This is a genomic window from Nonomuraea sp. NPDC000554 (genome assembly GCF_040300065.1).
In the GTDB taxonomy this organism is placed as follows: Bacteria; Actinomycetota; Actinomycetes; order Streptosporangiales; family Streptosporangiaceae; genus Nonomuraea.
Map to the genome: position 1 here is coordinate 22538 of NZ_JBEPDC010000047.1, position 14284 is coordinate 36821.

Here is a 14284-nt window from a genome sequence, read left to right on the forward strand (position 1 = left end):
ACACGCTACCAGGGTTACGGGACAAGAGTCCCATCACATATGCTGGCCCCATGGGTAGGTGGGAACCAGGCGCACGCGAACGCCTCGTCGTGGCGGCAGTCGACCTGTTCACCGAGCAGGGGTACGACGCCACGACGGTCGCGCAGATCGCCGAGCGCGCCGGGGTCACCAAGAGCACCTTCTTCCGGCACTTCCCCGACAAGCGCGAGCTGCTGGCGGCCGGACAGGAGACGCTGAGTCGGCTGCTGACCGAGGGAATCGCTGAGGCGCCTGGTGACGCCAGCCCGCTCGAGGCGGTCGCTGTCGGTCTTGAACGCGCGTCGAGCGCGATGGGCCCCATGAATCGCGAGCTCGCCCCGCGCCTGAAGGCGGCCGTCGCCGCCAGCGTTGAGCTTCAAGAGCGTGACGCCCTCAAGACCGTCAGCCTCGCGGCCGCGATGACGAGCGCCCTGGTCGCCCGCGGCCTACCAGATCCGACCGCGGCCCTCGCGAGCGAGCTGGGCGTCCTCGCCTTCAAGCGCGGGTTCGCCGAATGGTCCGAGGGCGACCGTGACGGCAAGGACGAGCTCGCCGGGTACGTCCTGGCGGCCCTGGACGAGCTGCGTACGGTGAGCGCATCGCTGGGCTGATCGGACAGATCCGGGGTTGAGATGCCCAGGGACGGCCATTAGCGCTATCCAGCAGCAACAAGGCGTTCCGGAAGCTGTGGCCGTACGTCGCTCCAGGACGTCGGGTTGCGGAACGACTTTCGGAACGAGGGGTGTACAGCCAGGGTCAGGCGGCCAGGTCCACGGCGGTGAAGTCGACCTCTTTGAGCACCGGGTTGAAGGCTGCGGGGATGACCGCGAGTTCGTCGGTGGCGTAGGCGTCGAACCGGGTGATGTGGGAGCGCAGGTAGGGCGACAGGTGTGAGCGGTCACTCAAGATGTTGATGAAGGTGACATTGGAGGTCGTCGACGTTCCTACTCCTCGTCGCCGAGGATGATCACAGCGGAACTGCGGGGAAGTCTCGTAGCCGCTCACTCAGCCTGTCACCTCGCGGGCGAAGCTCGGTTCCGCCGCCTCCAGTCGCGGTACCGCGACGCCCAACCGGCGTGCTTCCGCCAGGGTGTCTCGGCAGATCTCACGCGGCTCCTCGGCCTCGGGGTCGGAGTGCGCCTCGAAATTCACGCGCGCCGGCGCGAAATGAGTGAGCAGCCAGGCGAGGACGGGGGCCGTCAGCCAGGTGGGCGCACGGAACGGAAGCACACGGCGCCGGTGACGTCGCAGGTCGACGCCGCGCGCCTCGAGGAGCGGCAGCAGCTCACGGCTGGCCAGCAGCGCCTCGCGCAGGTCGCCCGTCGCCCCTGCCAGCTTGGCCAACGAGCCCAGCCTCAGGCCCTGCGAGTGCAGGCCGGCGTCCGACACGAAATGGATCCACAGCCAGCCGCGGAAGTCGGGTTGTTCCTGGAGCCGGAACCCGGCCTCGCGAAACGCCTGGCGCACGGCCCGCTCACGTTCGGTCGGGGACCGGCCGAAGGTGCCGAAGACGACCGACGGCAGCAGTGTCCCGCGTAGCACGCCGTCCTCGCCGAAGCCGCCGCCGGCTTGGGGAAAGCCCCAGGCGACCTGGTCGCCGGGAAGAGCGCCGATCGCTTCCAGCGGCTCGGACCAGATGTTGCCGAAGACCAGCACCGTCGCTTTGCCGACGCGCGGTGCCAGGAAGGCCGCGGCCTCCGCGAAGCGGTGGTGCTGCACGCTCAGCACGATCAGGTCGAAGGTGTGGTCTGGCTCCAGCTCCTCGCGGTAGCGCACCGGCCACTTCTGGACGATGCGCTGCCCCCACACCCGCCGCCGCGCATCGAGTAGATCGAGGTCCATCGCTTCCCCGTACGCCGCCGTGCGGCCCGGCCGGACGTAGAACTCGACGTCGTGTCCGGCTCGTTCCAGGGCCCAGCCGTACATGGTGGCGATCACGCCTCGGCCGAACATCAGGATCTTCATGCGTCACCTTGTGGGATACAATCAAACCGGAGATCATCTCCACTTTCGACAATATGGAGGTAGTTTCCGTTTGTCAACGCGAGGTAGCGCATGAACTCCGCCAAGCCGCTGCGTGCCGACGCCCAGCGCAACCGCGAGGCATTGCTCGCCAAGGCCCGGGAGGTCTTCGACGCCGGAAGCTTCTTCGACCTGCGCTTCGATGATTTCGCCCGCCTGGCCGGTGTGGGCACCGGCACGCTGTACCGCCACTTCCCCACCCGGGAGGCGCTAGCCGAGGCGGTCTACCACGAGGAGGTCGCCACGCTGTGCGACCGCGCCCGCCAGTTGCAGGCCACGCTGCCCGCGGAGGAGGCCTTGGCGACCTTCCTGCGTGGCATGGTCGGCTACATGGATGCCCACCAGGGCCTCGCCCGGACGCTGGCCACGCTCATGGCCACCGGCTCAGGTGCGCTCGCCGAGGGTAGTCGGGCGCTGGAGCAGGCTGTCACCGACCTGGTGGCCGCCGCCGTGAAGGACGGCGCCGTCCGCGACGACGTGGGTGCCGGTGCCGTCATGATGGCACTGCATGGCATCGGTGCGGCCCATGACCGCCCCGGTTGGCGGGCCGAGGCCGACGGTGTCATCACCCTCGTGCTGGACGGGCTGCGCCGGTCGTACTCAGGCGACAGTCAGCGCGAGCACGAGCAGGAGAGTGTCGGTGAGTTGAAGTGAGAATACCTTTCTGACCAGGGAAAATGGGACTTGTCTAGGGTTCCGTTTTCACTGTCAGGAAGGCATCCCGTAGATGCAGTTCAAGCACGCTCCCCAGGCGGTGTCGGCCGCGGGCCTGGTGCCGGTGATGCGGCTCGCTCACACCGCTGGGCTTGCGGGCCTGTCACGGGACAGTCTCACGGTGCCGGGCGACAGCGGCGCGAACGCGGGCGCGAAAGTTCGCGGCCCCGTTGCAGGAGGCAATCGAGCGGCACGTGGCCGGCCCGCAGGATGACGCCGCTGTCAGCGTTGAGCTGGAGGAGCTGCTGAAGCGCTATCCCGACAGCGGACGGCTGGTCCGCGATCGGGCCCTGCGCAGGAGCCGCCTGGCTGGCCTCCACCGCTCCGACAGCCTCATCGTGAACCCGCTGCCGCCCGTCCTCGGACTGGCGGACGGAAGCCGCGCCAACTACCTGTGGGACGAGCACGAGCGCCGGGTACGGCTGATCGACTGGGAAGACTTCGGCCGCAGCGACCGGGCGTTCGAGCTCGGCGAGGTCTGCGAGCATATCTCCCGCCTCGACGGCGTCCTGGACGCCGAGCAACTCCTGAGGCACCTCGATCTGACCCGGCAGAAGCCCAGCGGGTGCGCGATTTCCGCCGCCTGATCGCGTTGGGCTGGTTCCTCCAACTCGGCCCCGACGGGCCGGCGACACCGCACAACCCAGCCGGCACCCTGGACGGCAAGCCGAGAAAATTCTGCACTTGCTCGGTTGACCAGCAGCACAACTGCCCGCCGCACTCCTCGAAATCGCCGCCGGTCCCCGAGAGGAGGATCTAGGCGGCGGCTCAGACGCCATCCTCATCCACAGGGGTGGCGGGCCGGCCCTCGGAGAGAGGCAGCGGCACAAGCGGCCGCAGGCCCTTGTCCGGGGCCGAGGAGGCGATCGCATAACGGCCCAGGCAGTTGAGGTGGGCGTGGCCCAGCGGAGTCGCGCCGCGCGGACGGTCCAACGGCGGGGAGATCCCCGCCCCCTAGCCACGCACCGCCCCACACGGCCGAGCGGTCACGGTGCCGCCGGGTGCCGCGAACCTGGATGCCCCATCGCGCCATCCAGTGATCTTGTACGTGGGCGGCGCTCCATAAGGCGCGGGACGGCAGGATCCGGTCGGTTAGCCGTCACGGCTGGCGAGCGGCCAGCGGCGCGACGTTGCCGCCAGGCGCGGGTTTTGCAGGCCGGTGAGCAGTACCGGGCGTCGGCGCGCGCCTCCAAGGGCAAGAACTCGCAGCAAACCCGGCAGAACCGGGCCGCGTCCGGGTAGGCGCTGGCCATGGCCGCCCACCAGTCACCGGTCACCGAGGACCAGCAACCGCGAGACGCACCTGTGGGACTTGGCTCGGCAGGCATCGCAACAGAACCGCGCGTCGGCGCGGGTACCCGGAGCGAGCAGCGGTGAACGTCGTGGTGGTGCCGGCCGCCGCGGTGGCGGTGGTGCACGTCCTGGCTCTGGACGGGCCGGTCGCCTACGGGATCGTGCTGGCCGCAGCCGCGCCCGGCGGGGGCACCGGCACGCTGCTGACCTACCACGCCCGCGGCGATCTGGCCCTGGGGGGTGAGCCTGCAGGGCGGCCGCGACTACCAGGCCACGCTCGCCGACGACCTCATCCGGTGGCGGGGACGCCCTCACCGGCCGTCCCGGCGTGACGATCCGGGTCTACGACGCCGACAACCACCTCTTCTTCCCCCGGCATCGGCCCATCCACGCCGTCCGAGTACGAGTCGGCGCAGCACATGGACCCGGCGGTCGTCGCGGACGTCGCCGCCTGGCTGACCGCCGGGAGATCCTGACGCGGCGGGCTCAGGGAGCCGTGGACTCAGCGCGTCGCTCGTAGCGCGAGCGGGCCAGCTGGTAGGCCGCGGACAGCAGCTCGCGGGTCGCCGCCTCCGTACGCGGGCCCGGGTTCACCACCGCCAGCCAGCCGACGGTGCCGTAGACGGGGTGCGCGATCACGGTGTCGGTGGCGCTGGGGTCGACCTCGGTGGTGGCCGGTTCGCGTGGTGCGTGACCGGTCCACCGGGTGAACGTCTCCTTTCCCGCGGAGACGTTCACCCGGAAGGTGTCCGGCCGGTCCAGACGTGACGTCTCGTCGCCGGGGTAGTTCTTGGTCACGACCGTCGCGAAGGGCTGCGTCCTCGTCGGGGTGACGCCGTCAGGTGCGTAGTAGAAGAACGTGTCGCCCCAGCTGATCTCCGGCGAGCCGTCGCCGGGTCCCGGCCTGAGGCTCAGCACGCCGTCGAGGCTCTCCACGAAGCCGATGAGCTCATCCATGGTCATGTGCTCAAGCGTTACATTGAAGTCCTTGTGGAGACTTCAGGGCTGGAACCGCTGGGCGCGAGGGTGTCAGGTCTCAACTCGCCGCACCTGCGCACGGCCGACGTCGCGCGGCGGGCCGGCTACTCCGTCCAGCAGGTACGCAACCTCGAACGCGACGGCGTGCTGCCGCCGGCGGCGCGCACGGCCGCCGCCTACCGGATGTACGGCGAGATACATCTGCAGTCGGCGCTGGCCTACCGGGCCCTCGCAGCAGGCGTGGGCCCGGTCGAGGCCAAGAGGATCGTCCGGGCCGTCCACCGGTCGCCCGCCTCCCGGGTGCTCGCCCTCCTCGACGCGGCGCACGCCCGGCTCGACACGGAGCGCGCGGAACTGAGGCAGGCCGAGGAGGCCGCCCGGGCGATCTCCAGCGAGCCGATCGAGGACGTACGCGCGTTCGACTCCATGAGCGTCTCCGAACTCGCCACCGCCCTCGGCGTGCGCCCTTCGACATTGCGGCACTGGGACGCGGAGGACCTCGTCGTCCCCGACCGCGACCCCGCGCGCGGAACGCGGCGATACACGCCGGCCCAGGTACGGGACGCCCGGATCGTGCACCAGCTGCGCAAGGCCGGCTACCGCATCGCCCCTCTCCGGGCCCTCATGCCGGAGCTGCGGCGCGCCCGCCGGTCGGACGACGTCGCCGCCGCGCTGGCTGCCCGGGACGCCGGCATCGCGGCCCGCTCCAGAGCGCTCCTCGACGGCGCCGCCGCGCTCAGCGCCGTCCTCTCGCTCGCCGCCTCGGCGCCGGCGGCCTTCGAGGAGCAGTAGGGGGCGCGCCTCCGCGGTTATCTTGGGTTCTTGGCCTCTTCCCGCAGGTCAGAGCCGGATGATCTTGTCAGGCATGGCGCCCATCCTGCCCTGCAGCCAGGTCTGCGTTGGGTGCGTATCAGGAAGCCGGTCGGCGCCGCGTGCCAGAACACTTGATCTTCGCTGTCGCCGATGTCCAGGCCGAGAATCCCCCGGCGTCCGTCCGCGGTCACGCCGGTTGCGACCGCGCATCAACACTGCGGGTGGAGACCCCGTGTACGTAGGCCTCCATCACCACCGCATACAACGCCTGATCGATCAGACGGTGAGGACGAGCTTGCCCTGGAGGTGACCGCTCTCGATCAGCCGGTGTGCGTCGGCGATGCGCTCGAACGGGAAGGTCTCCTGCACATGGACCCGGAGCTTGCCCTGTTCGACGAGTTCGACGAGGTGTCGCAGGGCGACCGGATCGGGGTCGACCGCGATGCCGCTGAAGTGCATGCCGGCCGCCTCGAACCTGGCGGCGAGCTCCGTATCCTCCTCGGCGACCGCCGTCACGAGGTGACCCCCCGGGCGGAGCACCTTGAGCGAGCGCTCGGCGGTGTCGCCGCCGAGCGTGTCGAGCACCACATCGATGTCGCTGACAACTTCGGTGAAGTCGACCGCCGTGTAATCAACGACCTCGTCGGCGCCGAGCCCCTCGACGAACTCCCGCTTGCTCCCGCTGGCGGTTGCGATCACGTGCGCGCCGAGCGATTTGGCGATCTGGATCGCGACGTGGCCCACCCCGCCGCCACCGCCATGGACCAGGACGCGGTCGCCCTCGGTCACGCCGCCGAGGTCGACGAGGCCCTGCCACGCTGTCAGCCCGACGACCGGCAACGCCGACGCCTCGACGTGTGAGAGCGACGCCGGCTTGCGCACCAGGTGCAAGGCCGGCGCTGCCACGATCTCGGCGTACGCGTTGGCCGCCCGCGGGAACAGCGGCATCCCGAACACCTCATCGCCGGGCCTGAACCGCCACGTCTGCGGCGCCGCATCGACCACGCCGCTGATGTCCCAGCCGAGGATGAACGGCGGCTGGCCGAGCAGCGGGAATTCGCCGGCGCGCAGGCGCGGTTCCAGTGGGTTCAGCCCGATCGCCTTGACCCGGACGAGGACCTCGGTCGGAAGGGGCCGGGGCTCGGGCGCGTCCACGATGGTGAGGACCTCTGGGCCCCCGAATGTGTGCTGGGTGATGGCTCGCATGACTCTCCTGGTTTTGGGTGTGAGAACGAGACGAGGGTTCCGACAGGAACCAGGTCCCGGTGATTTCTTTCTCGCCGACTGCCCGGCGCGTCCGGCGGTCCAACTGATCGCCGACAAGTGGACGGTGGTCGTGCTCTACGGCCTTGGCAAGGGCCCAGTACGCGAGCCGAGAACCAGCCAGGTGTTGACTTCCGCGGCTGGGCAGGGCGAGGGTGCGAGTGCCCCCTCGAGATTCATCTGATGCGACACACCTCAACGATGAACGCCACAACACAGGCGTACCACCGGTGTCGCGCCAGAATATTCCGATAACCCGCCAGCATTGGGTCTGCTGCCGAACCCACGAGCAGACGGGCCTGAGACCCCGCATCGCCGGCGACGCTCGTGGAATCGAACCCCGGCCAACCCCCGATCGGCCATGCCCAGAGACGTGCGGACGGGACTAGGGTGAGTGCCCATGACCGGACTTGTCCACGAGCCGGTGTTCTGGACCGACGATTCGGCGGTCTGCGAGCCCCTGGCCCACGGCGAGGACATCGCCGCGCACTTCCATGACTTCGGCCAGCTCAGGTACGCCGCCTCCGGAGCACTGGTCACTGCGACCAAGGTCGGCACATGGGTGGCGCCGGCGAACCGCATTACCTGGGTGCCACCTTTCTATGTCCACAGCAGTCGCTCGTACGGCGAGACCGATGTCCGACTGCTCCGGGTTCCGGCGGCACTGGTCGAGCAACTGCCAACGGAGCCCTCAGTGTTCGTGGCCAGTGCGCTGATGCGCGAGGCGTACCTGGCGATGATCGGCGACCACGACCCGGCCGACAGCCCCCGCGCCCGTCTGCTGCTCGAGGTCGTCATCGCGGAGCTCGCTCGCGCCCCGCAGGAACCACTGCGCCTCCCGGAGCCGAGCGACACTCGCCTCAAGGCCGTTACCGACCTGCTGCACGCCGACCCGGCCAGCCCGGCGACACTGGCGGAGCTGGGGCACAGAACCGGCTCGAGCGAACGAACCCTCAGCCGTCTGTTCAGCAGCGAACTGTCGATGAGCTTTCACCAGTGGCGCACGCTGCTGCGCATTCAGCGGGCACTGCTCGAACTCTGCGAAGGCACCTCGGTCACCGACACGGCGATACGCCTGGGCTGGGCCAACCCGAGCAGTTTCATCGAAGCCTTCACCGAGCTCGTCGGCCAGACACCCGGTCGCTACCGCTCTGCGGCACGCGCAGCTCACCACTAGCGTCAGCCTGGCGGGTCACCCGTAATTGTTGGCGGAACATCGGTGGCACGTCCCATCGTGCCATACCCATCGTTGAGGCATGCCTCATCCCGTCAACGTGCAGAGCGCTTCCGCTTCGGCAACTGCCACAACGGCCTCCTCCGGGGTGACGCTGGGCGACCTGATCGTGCAGGCCCTCACTCGGCACAGCTCGTCCGAGGCCTTCGTCGCCGGTGATCGGCGACTGACCTACGCTCAGGTCAGAGATCTCCTCTCGCAGTACATGACCGCGCTGGCCCGTCGCGGGGCGGGGCTCGGAGCGGGTGTCACGATGCTCAGTCCGAACATGCCTGAGTCATGGATCGTCCAGGCTGCGACGTACCTCTTGGGAGAGCGCTTCACCGGCCTTCAGGCCCTGGCCTCGGTCGAGGACCACATCGTCGTCTGCGAGGACGCGGAGGCCACGGTGTTGGTGGCGCCCGCGCCCCTGGAGGAGCACGGGCGCCACGTCCTCACCGAGGCCGGCTCGCTGAGACACCTGATGGTGATTTCGGCCGCAGGTGGCCTGCCTGAGGGCGAGTCTCACGGAGCTCGGCCTCTTGATGCCGGTCCGGCCACCGAGACGGACGTCGCATGGCTGCAGTACACCGGGGGGACGACCGGGAGACCCAAGGGCGTGATGCAGCCTCATCGGTCGATGGTGCAGATGGTCTATGCGCACATGGCCGACTTCGAACAGCCGCACTTGCCGCGGTACTTGGCCTCGGCTCCGCTCACCCATGCCACCGGGCTCGGCGTCATCCCCACGCTGCTTCGCGGGGGCACCGTCGTGATCGAGCAGGGCTTCGACCCCGGCCGATTCGGTCCGGCTGTCCACGTCCTGGTCACCAACGACGGTGGACCGCCGATCCGCCGAATCTCGGAGCTCACCGACGATGTGTGGCTCCAAGCCTTCGCACGCCACTTCTTCTACGTGGTCAGGTCCGTGCGCGCGACGCTGCCGCACATGACGGCCGAGGGCGGCGCATCCTCAACGTCGTCTCGGGTGTCGTTCGGCGTCAGGCCGTCGGCATGGCAGCGCCCGCGACAGTGTGGTCGGCCGTGATCGGCTACGCCCAGACCCTCGCCCTGGAGGTCGGGCCGCACAACATCAACGTCAACACCCTGATGTCCGGGTACTTCGACACCCCGCTCATCGAGAGAACGCTTGAGAGGCAGCCGGAGCTCTCCAAGGCTCGTCTGGGGAGCGGGCTGCCGATGGGACGCATCGGCGAGCCCCGCGAGTTCGCCGACCTGGTCGGTGCGCTCGTGTCACCGCATCTGAGATTTGTGACCGGCGCGGTGGTTCCGGTCGACGGCGGGGCCAGTATCGGGATGGGCGCAAGCTTCGATTCGCCGCCCGCCCCGGAGTGAAAGATCCGGCAGAAGCCGACGAAGTCCTCACTGACCGGGCTCAACACACTCGCGCGTGTACTTGGTGACAGCTTCCTAACGCGACTGGCCGTAGCGGCGATTACAGAGAGCTACTTTTGGGCTGGTCGCGTGGACCCGAGTGGGGGGCCGTATACATCAACACCCTGATGCTGCAGGACGTCCTGGCCGACCGCGAGTGGGCTGAGCTGCTCAAACCCGCCGACCGGCGCGGGCTGACCCCGCTGTTCTGGCAACACGTCCAGCCCTACGGCGAGGTACGGCTGGATGTGGCCAAGCGCCTTTCGCTCGGCGGCGCTGCGCAAGCTCCGGAGGCGGGCAACCCGGACTAGCTTCATGATCGTGGTAGGGGCGGTGCGCGCCCCTGGCAGGACGGCCGCCGGGTTCCGGACAATTGGCGTACGCAGACGAATCGAATCTGCCCTGTGGGCTTGACCTTGACGCTGCGTCAGCCCTCCATGCTGGCTGCCATGAGCAGCCCTCCCACAAGCAATCGGCGCAGGGGCCGGTGATCCACGTGCAGGTCTGGAGAAGTCGTACAAGGAGCTGCGTGTGTTGCGCGGCATGGACTTCGAGATGGCCGCTTGCGTGTCTTCTGCGAGTAGGCGCCGTCCGATTGGACGGGCCCAGGAAGGGCGCTGCCGCTACAGCAGAGCGCGGTGAACGGAACCCGATCCGCGAAGTCGTCCGGGCAGGCCCCTGTGGAGCTCGCCGAGGAGTCTCTTCGGAACCCCCCGGAGGGTCAGTGGATCAGTCCGAGCGGGAACGGCTGACCAACGCCATCGATGGCGGTACCCGGGCGACAAACCGTAACGAGAGAATGGATATCCGAATGACAGCCAATGAGAGCCGCGACAACGCCTCCGTGAGCGGCGGTGGTGACGATCTTGAGCACGGTGTGGCGGAAGGCTGGGGAAAGCTCGCTGACGCGTTCCGCGCGAACTTCGAGGCGCCTGGCGAGGTCGGCGCGGCGTGCAGCGTCTACGTGGGCGGCCGCCCCGTCGCCAACTTGTGGGGCGGGCTCGCCGATCGCGAGGCGAACCGGCCGTGGCGCAAAAACACCATCGTCCACGTCGCATCCACGACGAAGGGCGCTACCGCGATCTGTGCCCATCTGCTGGCACAGCGCGGTGAGCTGGATCTGGACGCCCCGGTGGCCCAGTACTGGCCGGAGTTCGGCGCCAACGGCAAGGAACAGATCAAAGTGCGCTGGCTGCTGTCCCACCAGGCCGGTCTCCCGCTCGTCGACGGACCGCTGACGTTCGAGCAGGCGTGCGCGTGGCACCCGGTCATCCGTGCACTCGAGGCGCAGAAGCCGCTGTGGCAGCCGGGCACCGAGCACGTCTACCACGCCGTCACCTACGGGTTTCTGGTCGGGGAGGTCGTGCGCCGGATCACCGGCAGGTCACTCGGCACGTTCTTCGCCGAGGAGGTGGCCGCCCCTCTCGGGCTGAGCGCCTGGATCGGGCTGCCCGAGGAACACGAGGAACGGGTGGCCCGGCTCCACTACGCCGCTCCGTTCAGCGTGGAGGAGCTGCTCGCCGGGATGATCGCGACGACCGGGCTCGATGCGGACACGGTCACCGCATGGGTCGAATCCATGTGGAGCCCGGGCTCGATCCAGATGCGCGCCGGCGAGCTCGGCGGCGCCTTGGACAACACGTCCGGGGAGTACATGTTGACGCGTGCCTGGCGCGCGGCGGAGTTCCCGGCCGCGAACATGCTCGCGGACGCGCACTCGCTGGCGCGGATGTACGCCGCCACGGTCAGCGACGTCGACGGAGTGCGGCTGCTCGATCCGTCAACGGTCGAGAGGATGACAGCCGTCCAGACCGACAAGACGCGGATGTACGGACTGCCGCCGGGCCTGGACATCCCGGCCGACCGCTCCTTCTACATGTCGTTGGGGTTCTGGCGAGCATGCTCTCCGGCGCCGATGGTCGGGCCGGGTTCGTTCGGCCACCCGGGCTCCGGCGGATCAATCGCCCTCGGCGACCCCGATGCCGGTGTCGGCTTCGGCTACGTCACGAACCTCTGGAACTTCCGGCCCGACGACCCGCGGGCGTCGAACCTGGCCAAGGCCGTCCGGTCCTGCCTTGGTTGAGACAGCCCGCGTGGGACGGACTCCAGGCGACGCTGCAGGAGCTGGCAGACCGGCATGACATCCCCTGCGCCGTGGTGGGCGTGGCCGAGAACCGACAGATCGAGGCCGCCGCCATCGCCGATCGCCTGATGCTGCTGTTCGTCTACGTGTTCGGCGGCGCTATCGACACAGGGTCGGTCTCGTATGTGAACCACCTGTTGCCCGGCATCCTGCTCATCACGATCGCGTCGGGCATCGCCTACACCGCCTTACGGCTCTTGATGAACATACAGGGCGGGATCTTCGAGCGCTTCCACTCGATGCCGATCGCACGCTCGTCCGTGCTGTGGGCGCACGTGCTGACCTCGCTGGTCACCAGTATGATCTCGCTCGCGGACGTCGTCGGCGCCCTCCTCATGGGCTTCCGCGCGGGCGCTGGAGTGCTGGCTTGGCTCGCGGTCGCCGTCATCCCCGGCCTGTCCGCGAAGACCGTGGATGGGGCGAGCGAATTCTCCTACCCGCTCATCTTCCTGCCGTTCCTCAGTTGGCCCTTCGTGCCCACCGACACCATGCCCGGCCCGCTGCGCGTCTTCGCCGAAAACCAGCCGGTGGCCTCCATCGTCAACACGATCCGCGACCTGCTCACGCAGTGACCGGTTGGCACCGACATCTGGACCGCCCTCGCTTGGTGCGTCGGCATCCGCATCGTTGCCTACATCTCCTACCGTTGCAGGATCTCCTGAGCTGGCGTCGACCGGGTCAGGGCGAGTTTGAGGGCAGGATCAGAGCATGCTGACAATCGGGCAACTGGCGGCTTATGCCGGCGTCACGGTGCGGGCGGTGCGGCACTATCACCAGATCGGACTCCTGCCCGAGCCGGAGCGGGATGCCTCGGGTTACCGGCGGTATGGCGCAACGGCAGTCGTGTCCCTCATCAAGATCCGCACCCTCGCCAACGCCGGCGTGCCGCTGTCTCAGATCGGTCAGATGCTCGAAGCCGAAGCATCGACCTTTACCGAAGCGGTCCAAAGGATCGACAGCAACCTGCGCGAGGAGATCGAACGGCTTGAGGCCAGCCGCAAGCAGATCGCGCAGCTCGCTTCCGGGGACAGTCTGGCGCTCCCGCCGGAGGTGGTCGCCTTTCTCGATCGGCTTCGGGAGATCGGGGTGTCAGAGCGGGTGGTGGAGGGTGAGCGGGACGGGTGGATCCTGGTTGCGGCTCGCTGGCCCGATCACATCCGCGAGGTTATGCCCGGGAAGTTCGCGCAGCTCGATGACCCGCGAATCGTTCGCCTCTATCGGATCCTGTCGGAGCTCTTGGAAAGCGGCGCAGGCGACGACCCGCGTCTGGAGGAAGCCGCCGACATCCTGGCCGGCCTGGCCGAGCAGGCATACACCTCCGGCAAGATGACGCGCCACGATCTAGCGTTTGACCTTATCGACGCACTTGCCGCCGAGTCCAACCCGCTGTCGGAGCGGATGCTGGACTTGATGCACGAGCGTGGCTGGTCCGGTTGGACCCGGCCGGAGCGGCTGGCGGAGCAGCCCGGCTAAACCGGGCGTCGACCTTCGGTAGTGATCGGTGACCGGCCCGATATCTTCACGGTGTCTTGGGCCAGCAACGCGGCCAGGTGGCTCTTCCATGCTTCGGCGAACGCGGTGGGCCTGCGCTGCTCGTCCTCCTGCTCGCCCACTGTCTGGTGGTACGCCTCCCGCACGATCGCCTGCGTGGCTGCCCGCCGCATGCGCCCTTCGAGGTCGTCGAGCTGCCGCACGGCGTCGGCCACCTCCTGCAGCCGGGCGAGCAGGCCACGCAGTCCCCGCGGTCGCGGGGGCGCCGGTGCCAGGCACGACGCGGGCAGGGGCTCCAGCAGCAACCCCATCACCATGCCTGCACCGTAGTGCGCGCCCCTGCGCGAAGGCGCTGGGTCAGAGATCCTCGATATAGCCGGCGGCGATGTCGTCGGGCGGGTTGGTGTACAGGCGCAGGTAGCGGTCATTGGCGTGGCCGAGGCGGCGTTCGAGTTCGGCGCGGTTGTGGCCGGAGGCTTGGGAGAGCTGGAAGGCGAAGGTGTGGCGGGCGTCGTGCGGGCGCAGGGTGCCGAGTTTGCGGTCGGGGTCGGTGGTCTGGGCATCGTGCAGGCGGCCGATCTCGCCGACGATGGTGTTGATCGAGCGGGGTGACAGGCGGCCGTCGGGGCGGCGTCGCGAATCAAGGCCCAAGCTGCGTGCATGGTCATGCATGGGGACTGCGTAACCAGGCGTCAAATCACAACAAATCGGACGCACCTCGGGAGGCGCCGAGACCGCAAGCGCGTTTGCCCTGGTCAGCGCGTCGGAGTGCCGAAGAAACACACCGCGCCGCCGACGCAGGGGTGTGAGCCGCACTCGGGTGCGGCCCCGAGCCCTTCGTCATGGTTGGGCTGGTCTTTTCATCTTTGTCACCTTCAGTGGATATTCATGCGCCGCCAGTGAACATAGCGTCGTGTGGGGCACGGCCCATTGGGGGCATA

At 68.6% G+C, this 14284-nt stretch carries 19 protein-coding genes and 1 pseudogene; 13 read left to right on the forward strand and 7 right to left on the reverse strand.

Annotated features, from left to right (window positions below; all coding sequences use genetic code 11):
• The first annotated feature begins 50 nt into the window (after positions 1–50).
• A complete protein-coding gene (locus tag ABT294_RS48435; protein ID WP_350813310.1) occupies positions 51–629 on the forward strand; it encodes a TetR/AcrR family transcriptional regulator in 579 nt (192 codons plus the stop codon).
• Positions 630–774: 145 nt separating this feature from the next.
• Here the strand turns inward: ABT294_RS48435 and ABT294_RS48440 are convergent, their stop codons facing one another.
• Both ABT294_RS48440 and ABT294_RS48445 read right to left on the reverse strand, forming a co-directional pair.
• On the reverse strand, positions 775–924 hold the full coding sequence (locus ABT294_RS48440) for a hypothetical protein (protein WP_350813311.1): 150 nt from the start codon (positions 922–924) through the stop codon (positions 775–777).
• Positions 925–1023: 99 nt separating this feature from the next.
• Positions 1024–1983: a ketopantoate reductase family protein gene (locus ABT294_RS48445; protein WP_350813312.1), complete on the reverse strand. Its 960-nt coding sequence runs from the start codon at positions 1981–1983 to the stop codon at positions 1024–1026.
• A 90-nt stretch (positions 1984–2073) separates the two neighbouring features.
• On the opposite strand from ABT294_RS48445, the gene ABT294_RS48450 reads away from it, so the two are divergent.
• The 4 genes and pseudogenes from ABT294_RS48450 to ABT294_RS48465 all read left to right on the forward strand — a co-directional run bounded on the left by ABT294_RS48450 (position 2074) and on the right by ABT294_RS48465 (position 4379).
• On the forward strand, positions 2074–2694 hold the full coding sequence (locus tag ABT294_RS48450) for a TetR/AcrR family transcriptional regulator (RefSeq protein WP_350813313.1): 621 nt from the start codon (positions 2074–2076) through the stop codon (positions 2692–2694).
• 73 nt (positions 2695–2767) lie between these two features.
• Positions 2768–2932: pseudogene (locus ABT294_RS48455) on the forward strand (IS1380 family transposase); the annotation flags it as partial.
• A 16-nt stretch (positions 2933–2948) separates the two neighbouring features.
• Positions 2949–3341, forward strand: a complete 393-nt coding sequence (locus ABT294_RS48460) for a phosphotransferase (protein WP_350813314.1) — start codon at positions 2949–2951, stop codon at positions 3339–3341.
• A gap of 786 nt (positions 3342–4127) precedes the next feature.
• Positions 4128–4379 (forward strand): hypothetical protein, encoded by a 252-nt coding sequence (locus ABT294_RS48465; protein ID WP_350813315.1) that lies wholly within the window; start codon positions 4128–4130, stop codon positions 4377–4379.
• Between the two features lie 154 nt (positions 4380–4533).
• Here ABT294_RS48465 and ABT294_RS48470 read toward each other — a convergent pair whose 3' ends face one another.
• Positions 4534–5010 (reverse strand): DUF6194 family protein, encoded by a 477-nt coding sequence (locus ABT294_RS48470; protein ID WP_350813316.1) that lies wholly within the window; start codon positions 5008–5010, stop codon positions 4534–4536.
• Between the two features lie 27 nt (positions 5011–5037).
• On the opposite strand from ABT294_RS48470, the gene ABT294_RS48475 reads away from it, so the two are divergent.
• Positions 5038–5817, forward strand: coding sequence for a MerR family transcriptional regulator (locus ABT294_RS48475; RefSeq protein ID WP_350813317.1), 780 nt, complete (start codon positions 5038–5040; stop codon positions 5815–5817).
• 17 nt (positions 5818–5834) lie between these two features.
• Here the strand turns inward: ABT294_RS48475 and ABT294_RS50975 are convergent, their stop codons facing one another.
• Both ABT294_RS50975 and ABT294_RS48485 read right to left on the reverse strand, forming a co-directional pair.
• Positions 5835–6029, reverse strand: a complete 195-nt coding sequence (locus tag ABT294_RS50975; RefSeq protein ID WP_502912239.1) for a hypothetical protein — start codon at positions 6027–6029, stop codon at positions 5835–5837.
• 85 nt (positions 6030–6114) lie between these two features.
• Positions 6115–7044 carry an NADP-dependent oxidoreductase gene (locus ABT294_RS48485; protein ID WP_350813318.1) on the reverse strand — a complete coding sequence of 310 codons (930 nt, stop codon included), beginning with the start codon at positions 7042–7044 and terminating at the stop codon, positions 6115–6117.
• Between the two features lie 457 nt (positions 7045–7501).
• Here ABT294_RS48485 and ABT294_RS48490 point away from each other — a divergent pair, with 457 nt between their 5' ends.
• From ABT294_RS48490 to ABT294_RS48520, 7 genes are all read left to right on the forward strand, one after another.
• A complete protein-coding gene (locus tag ABT294_RS48490; protein ID WP_350813319.1) occupies positions 7502–8278 on the forward strand; it encodes a helix-turn-helix domain-containing protein in 777 nt (258 codons plus the stop codon).
• 79 nt (positions 8279–8357) lie between these two features.
• A complete protein-coding gene (locus ABT294_RS48495) occupies positions 8358–9362 on the forward strand; it encodes an AMP-binding protein (RefSeq protein ID WP_350813320.1) in 1005 nt (334 codons plus the stop codon).
• Positions 9284–9670, forward strand: a complete 387-nt coding sequence (locus ABT294_RS48500; RefSeq protein WP_350813352.1) for an SDR family NAD(P)-dependent oxidoreductase — start codon at positions 9284–9286, stop codon at positions 9668–9670. The genes ABT294_RS48495 and ABT294_RS48500 overlap by 79 nt, the downstream gene beginning before the upstream one ends.
• A gap of 116 nt (positions 9671–9786) precedes the next feature.
• Positions 9787–10020, forward strand: coding sequence for a Tn3 family transposase (locus ABT294_RS48505; RefSeq protein WP_350813321.1), 234 nt, complete (start codon positions 9787–9789; stop codon positions 10018–10020).
• Positions 10021–10433: 413 nt separating this feature from the next.
• Entirely contained in the window at positions 10434–11792 is a 1359-nt protein-coding gene (locus ABT294_RS48510; RefSeq protein WP_350813322.1) for a serine hydrolase domain-containing protein, read from the forward strand.
• Between the two features lie 74 nt (positions 11793–11866).
• A complete protein-coding gene (locus ABT294_RS48515; protein ID WP_350813323.1) occupies positions 11867–12424 on the forward strand; it encodes an ABC transporter permease in 558 nt (185 codons plus the stop codon).
• A gap of 136 nt (positions 12425–12560) precedes the next feature.
• Positions 12561–13325: a MerR family transcriptional regulator gene (locus ABT294_RS48520; protein ID WP_350813324.1), complete on the forward strand. Its 765-nt coding sequence runs from the start codon at positions 12561–12563 to the stop codon at positions 13323–13325.
• Here ABT294_RS48520 and ABT294_RS48525 read toward each other — a convergent pair.
• Entirely contained in the window at positions 13322–13660 is a 339-nt protein-coding gene (locus tag ABT294_RS48525) for a hypothetical protein (protein ID WP_350813325.1), read from the reverse strand. The two genes, ABT294_RS48520 and ABT294_RS48525, sit on opposite strands and share 4 nt — an antisense overlap.
• A gap of 40 nt (positions 13661–13700) precedes the next feature.
• Entirely contained in the window at positions 13701–14015 is a 315-nt protein-coding gene (locus ABT294_RS48530) for a tyrosine-type recombinase/integrase (RefSeq protein WP_350813326.1), read from the reverse strand.
• Positions 14016–14284: the final 269 nt, after the last annotated feature.

Excerpts from the sequence above, each read along its gene's own strand:
- ABT294_RS48485 (WP_350813318.1), bottom strand. The coding sequence starts at position 7,044 with ATGCGAGCCATCACCCAGCACACATTCGGGGGCCCAGAGGTCCTCACC.
- ABT294_RS48525 (WP_350813325.1), bottom strand. The coding sequence starts at position 13,660 with ATGGTGATGGGGTTGCTGCTGGAGCCCCTGCCCGCGTCGTGCCTGGCA.
- ABT294_RS48435 (WP_350813310.1), top strand. The coding sequence starts at position 51 with ATGGGTAGGTGGGAACCAGGCGCACGCGAACGCCTCGTCGTGGCGGCA.
- ABT294_RS48445 (WP_350813312.1), bottom strand. The coding sequence starts at position 1,983 with ATGAAGATCCTGATGTTCGGCCGAGGCGTGATCGCCACCATGTACGGC.
- ABT294_RS48450 (WP_350813313.1), top strand. The coding sequence starts at position 2,074 with ATGAACTCCGCCAAGCCGCTGCGTGCCGACGCCCAGCGCAACCGCGAG.
- ABT294_RS48490 (WP_350813319.1), top strand. The coding sequence starts at position 7,502 with ATGACCGGACTTGTCCACGAGCCGGTGTTCTGGACCGACGATTCGGCG.
- ABT294_RS48530 (WP_350813326.1), bottom strand. The coding sequence starts at position 14,015 with ATGCATGACCATGCACGCAGCTTGGGCCTTGATTCGCGACGCCGCCCC.
- ABT294_RS48470 (WP_350813316.1), bottom strand. The coding sequence starts at position 5,010 with ATGACCATGGATGAGCTCATCGGCTTCGTGGAGAGCCTCGACGGCGTG.
- ABT294_RS48520 (WP_350813324.1), top strand. The coding sequence starts at position 12,561 with ATGCTGACAATCGGGCAACTGGCGGCTTATGCCGGCGTCACGGTGCGG.
- ABT294_RS48495 (WP_350813320.1), top strand. The coding sequence starts at position 8,358 with ATGCCTCATCCCGTCAACGTGCAGAGCGCTTCCGCTTCGGCAACTGCC.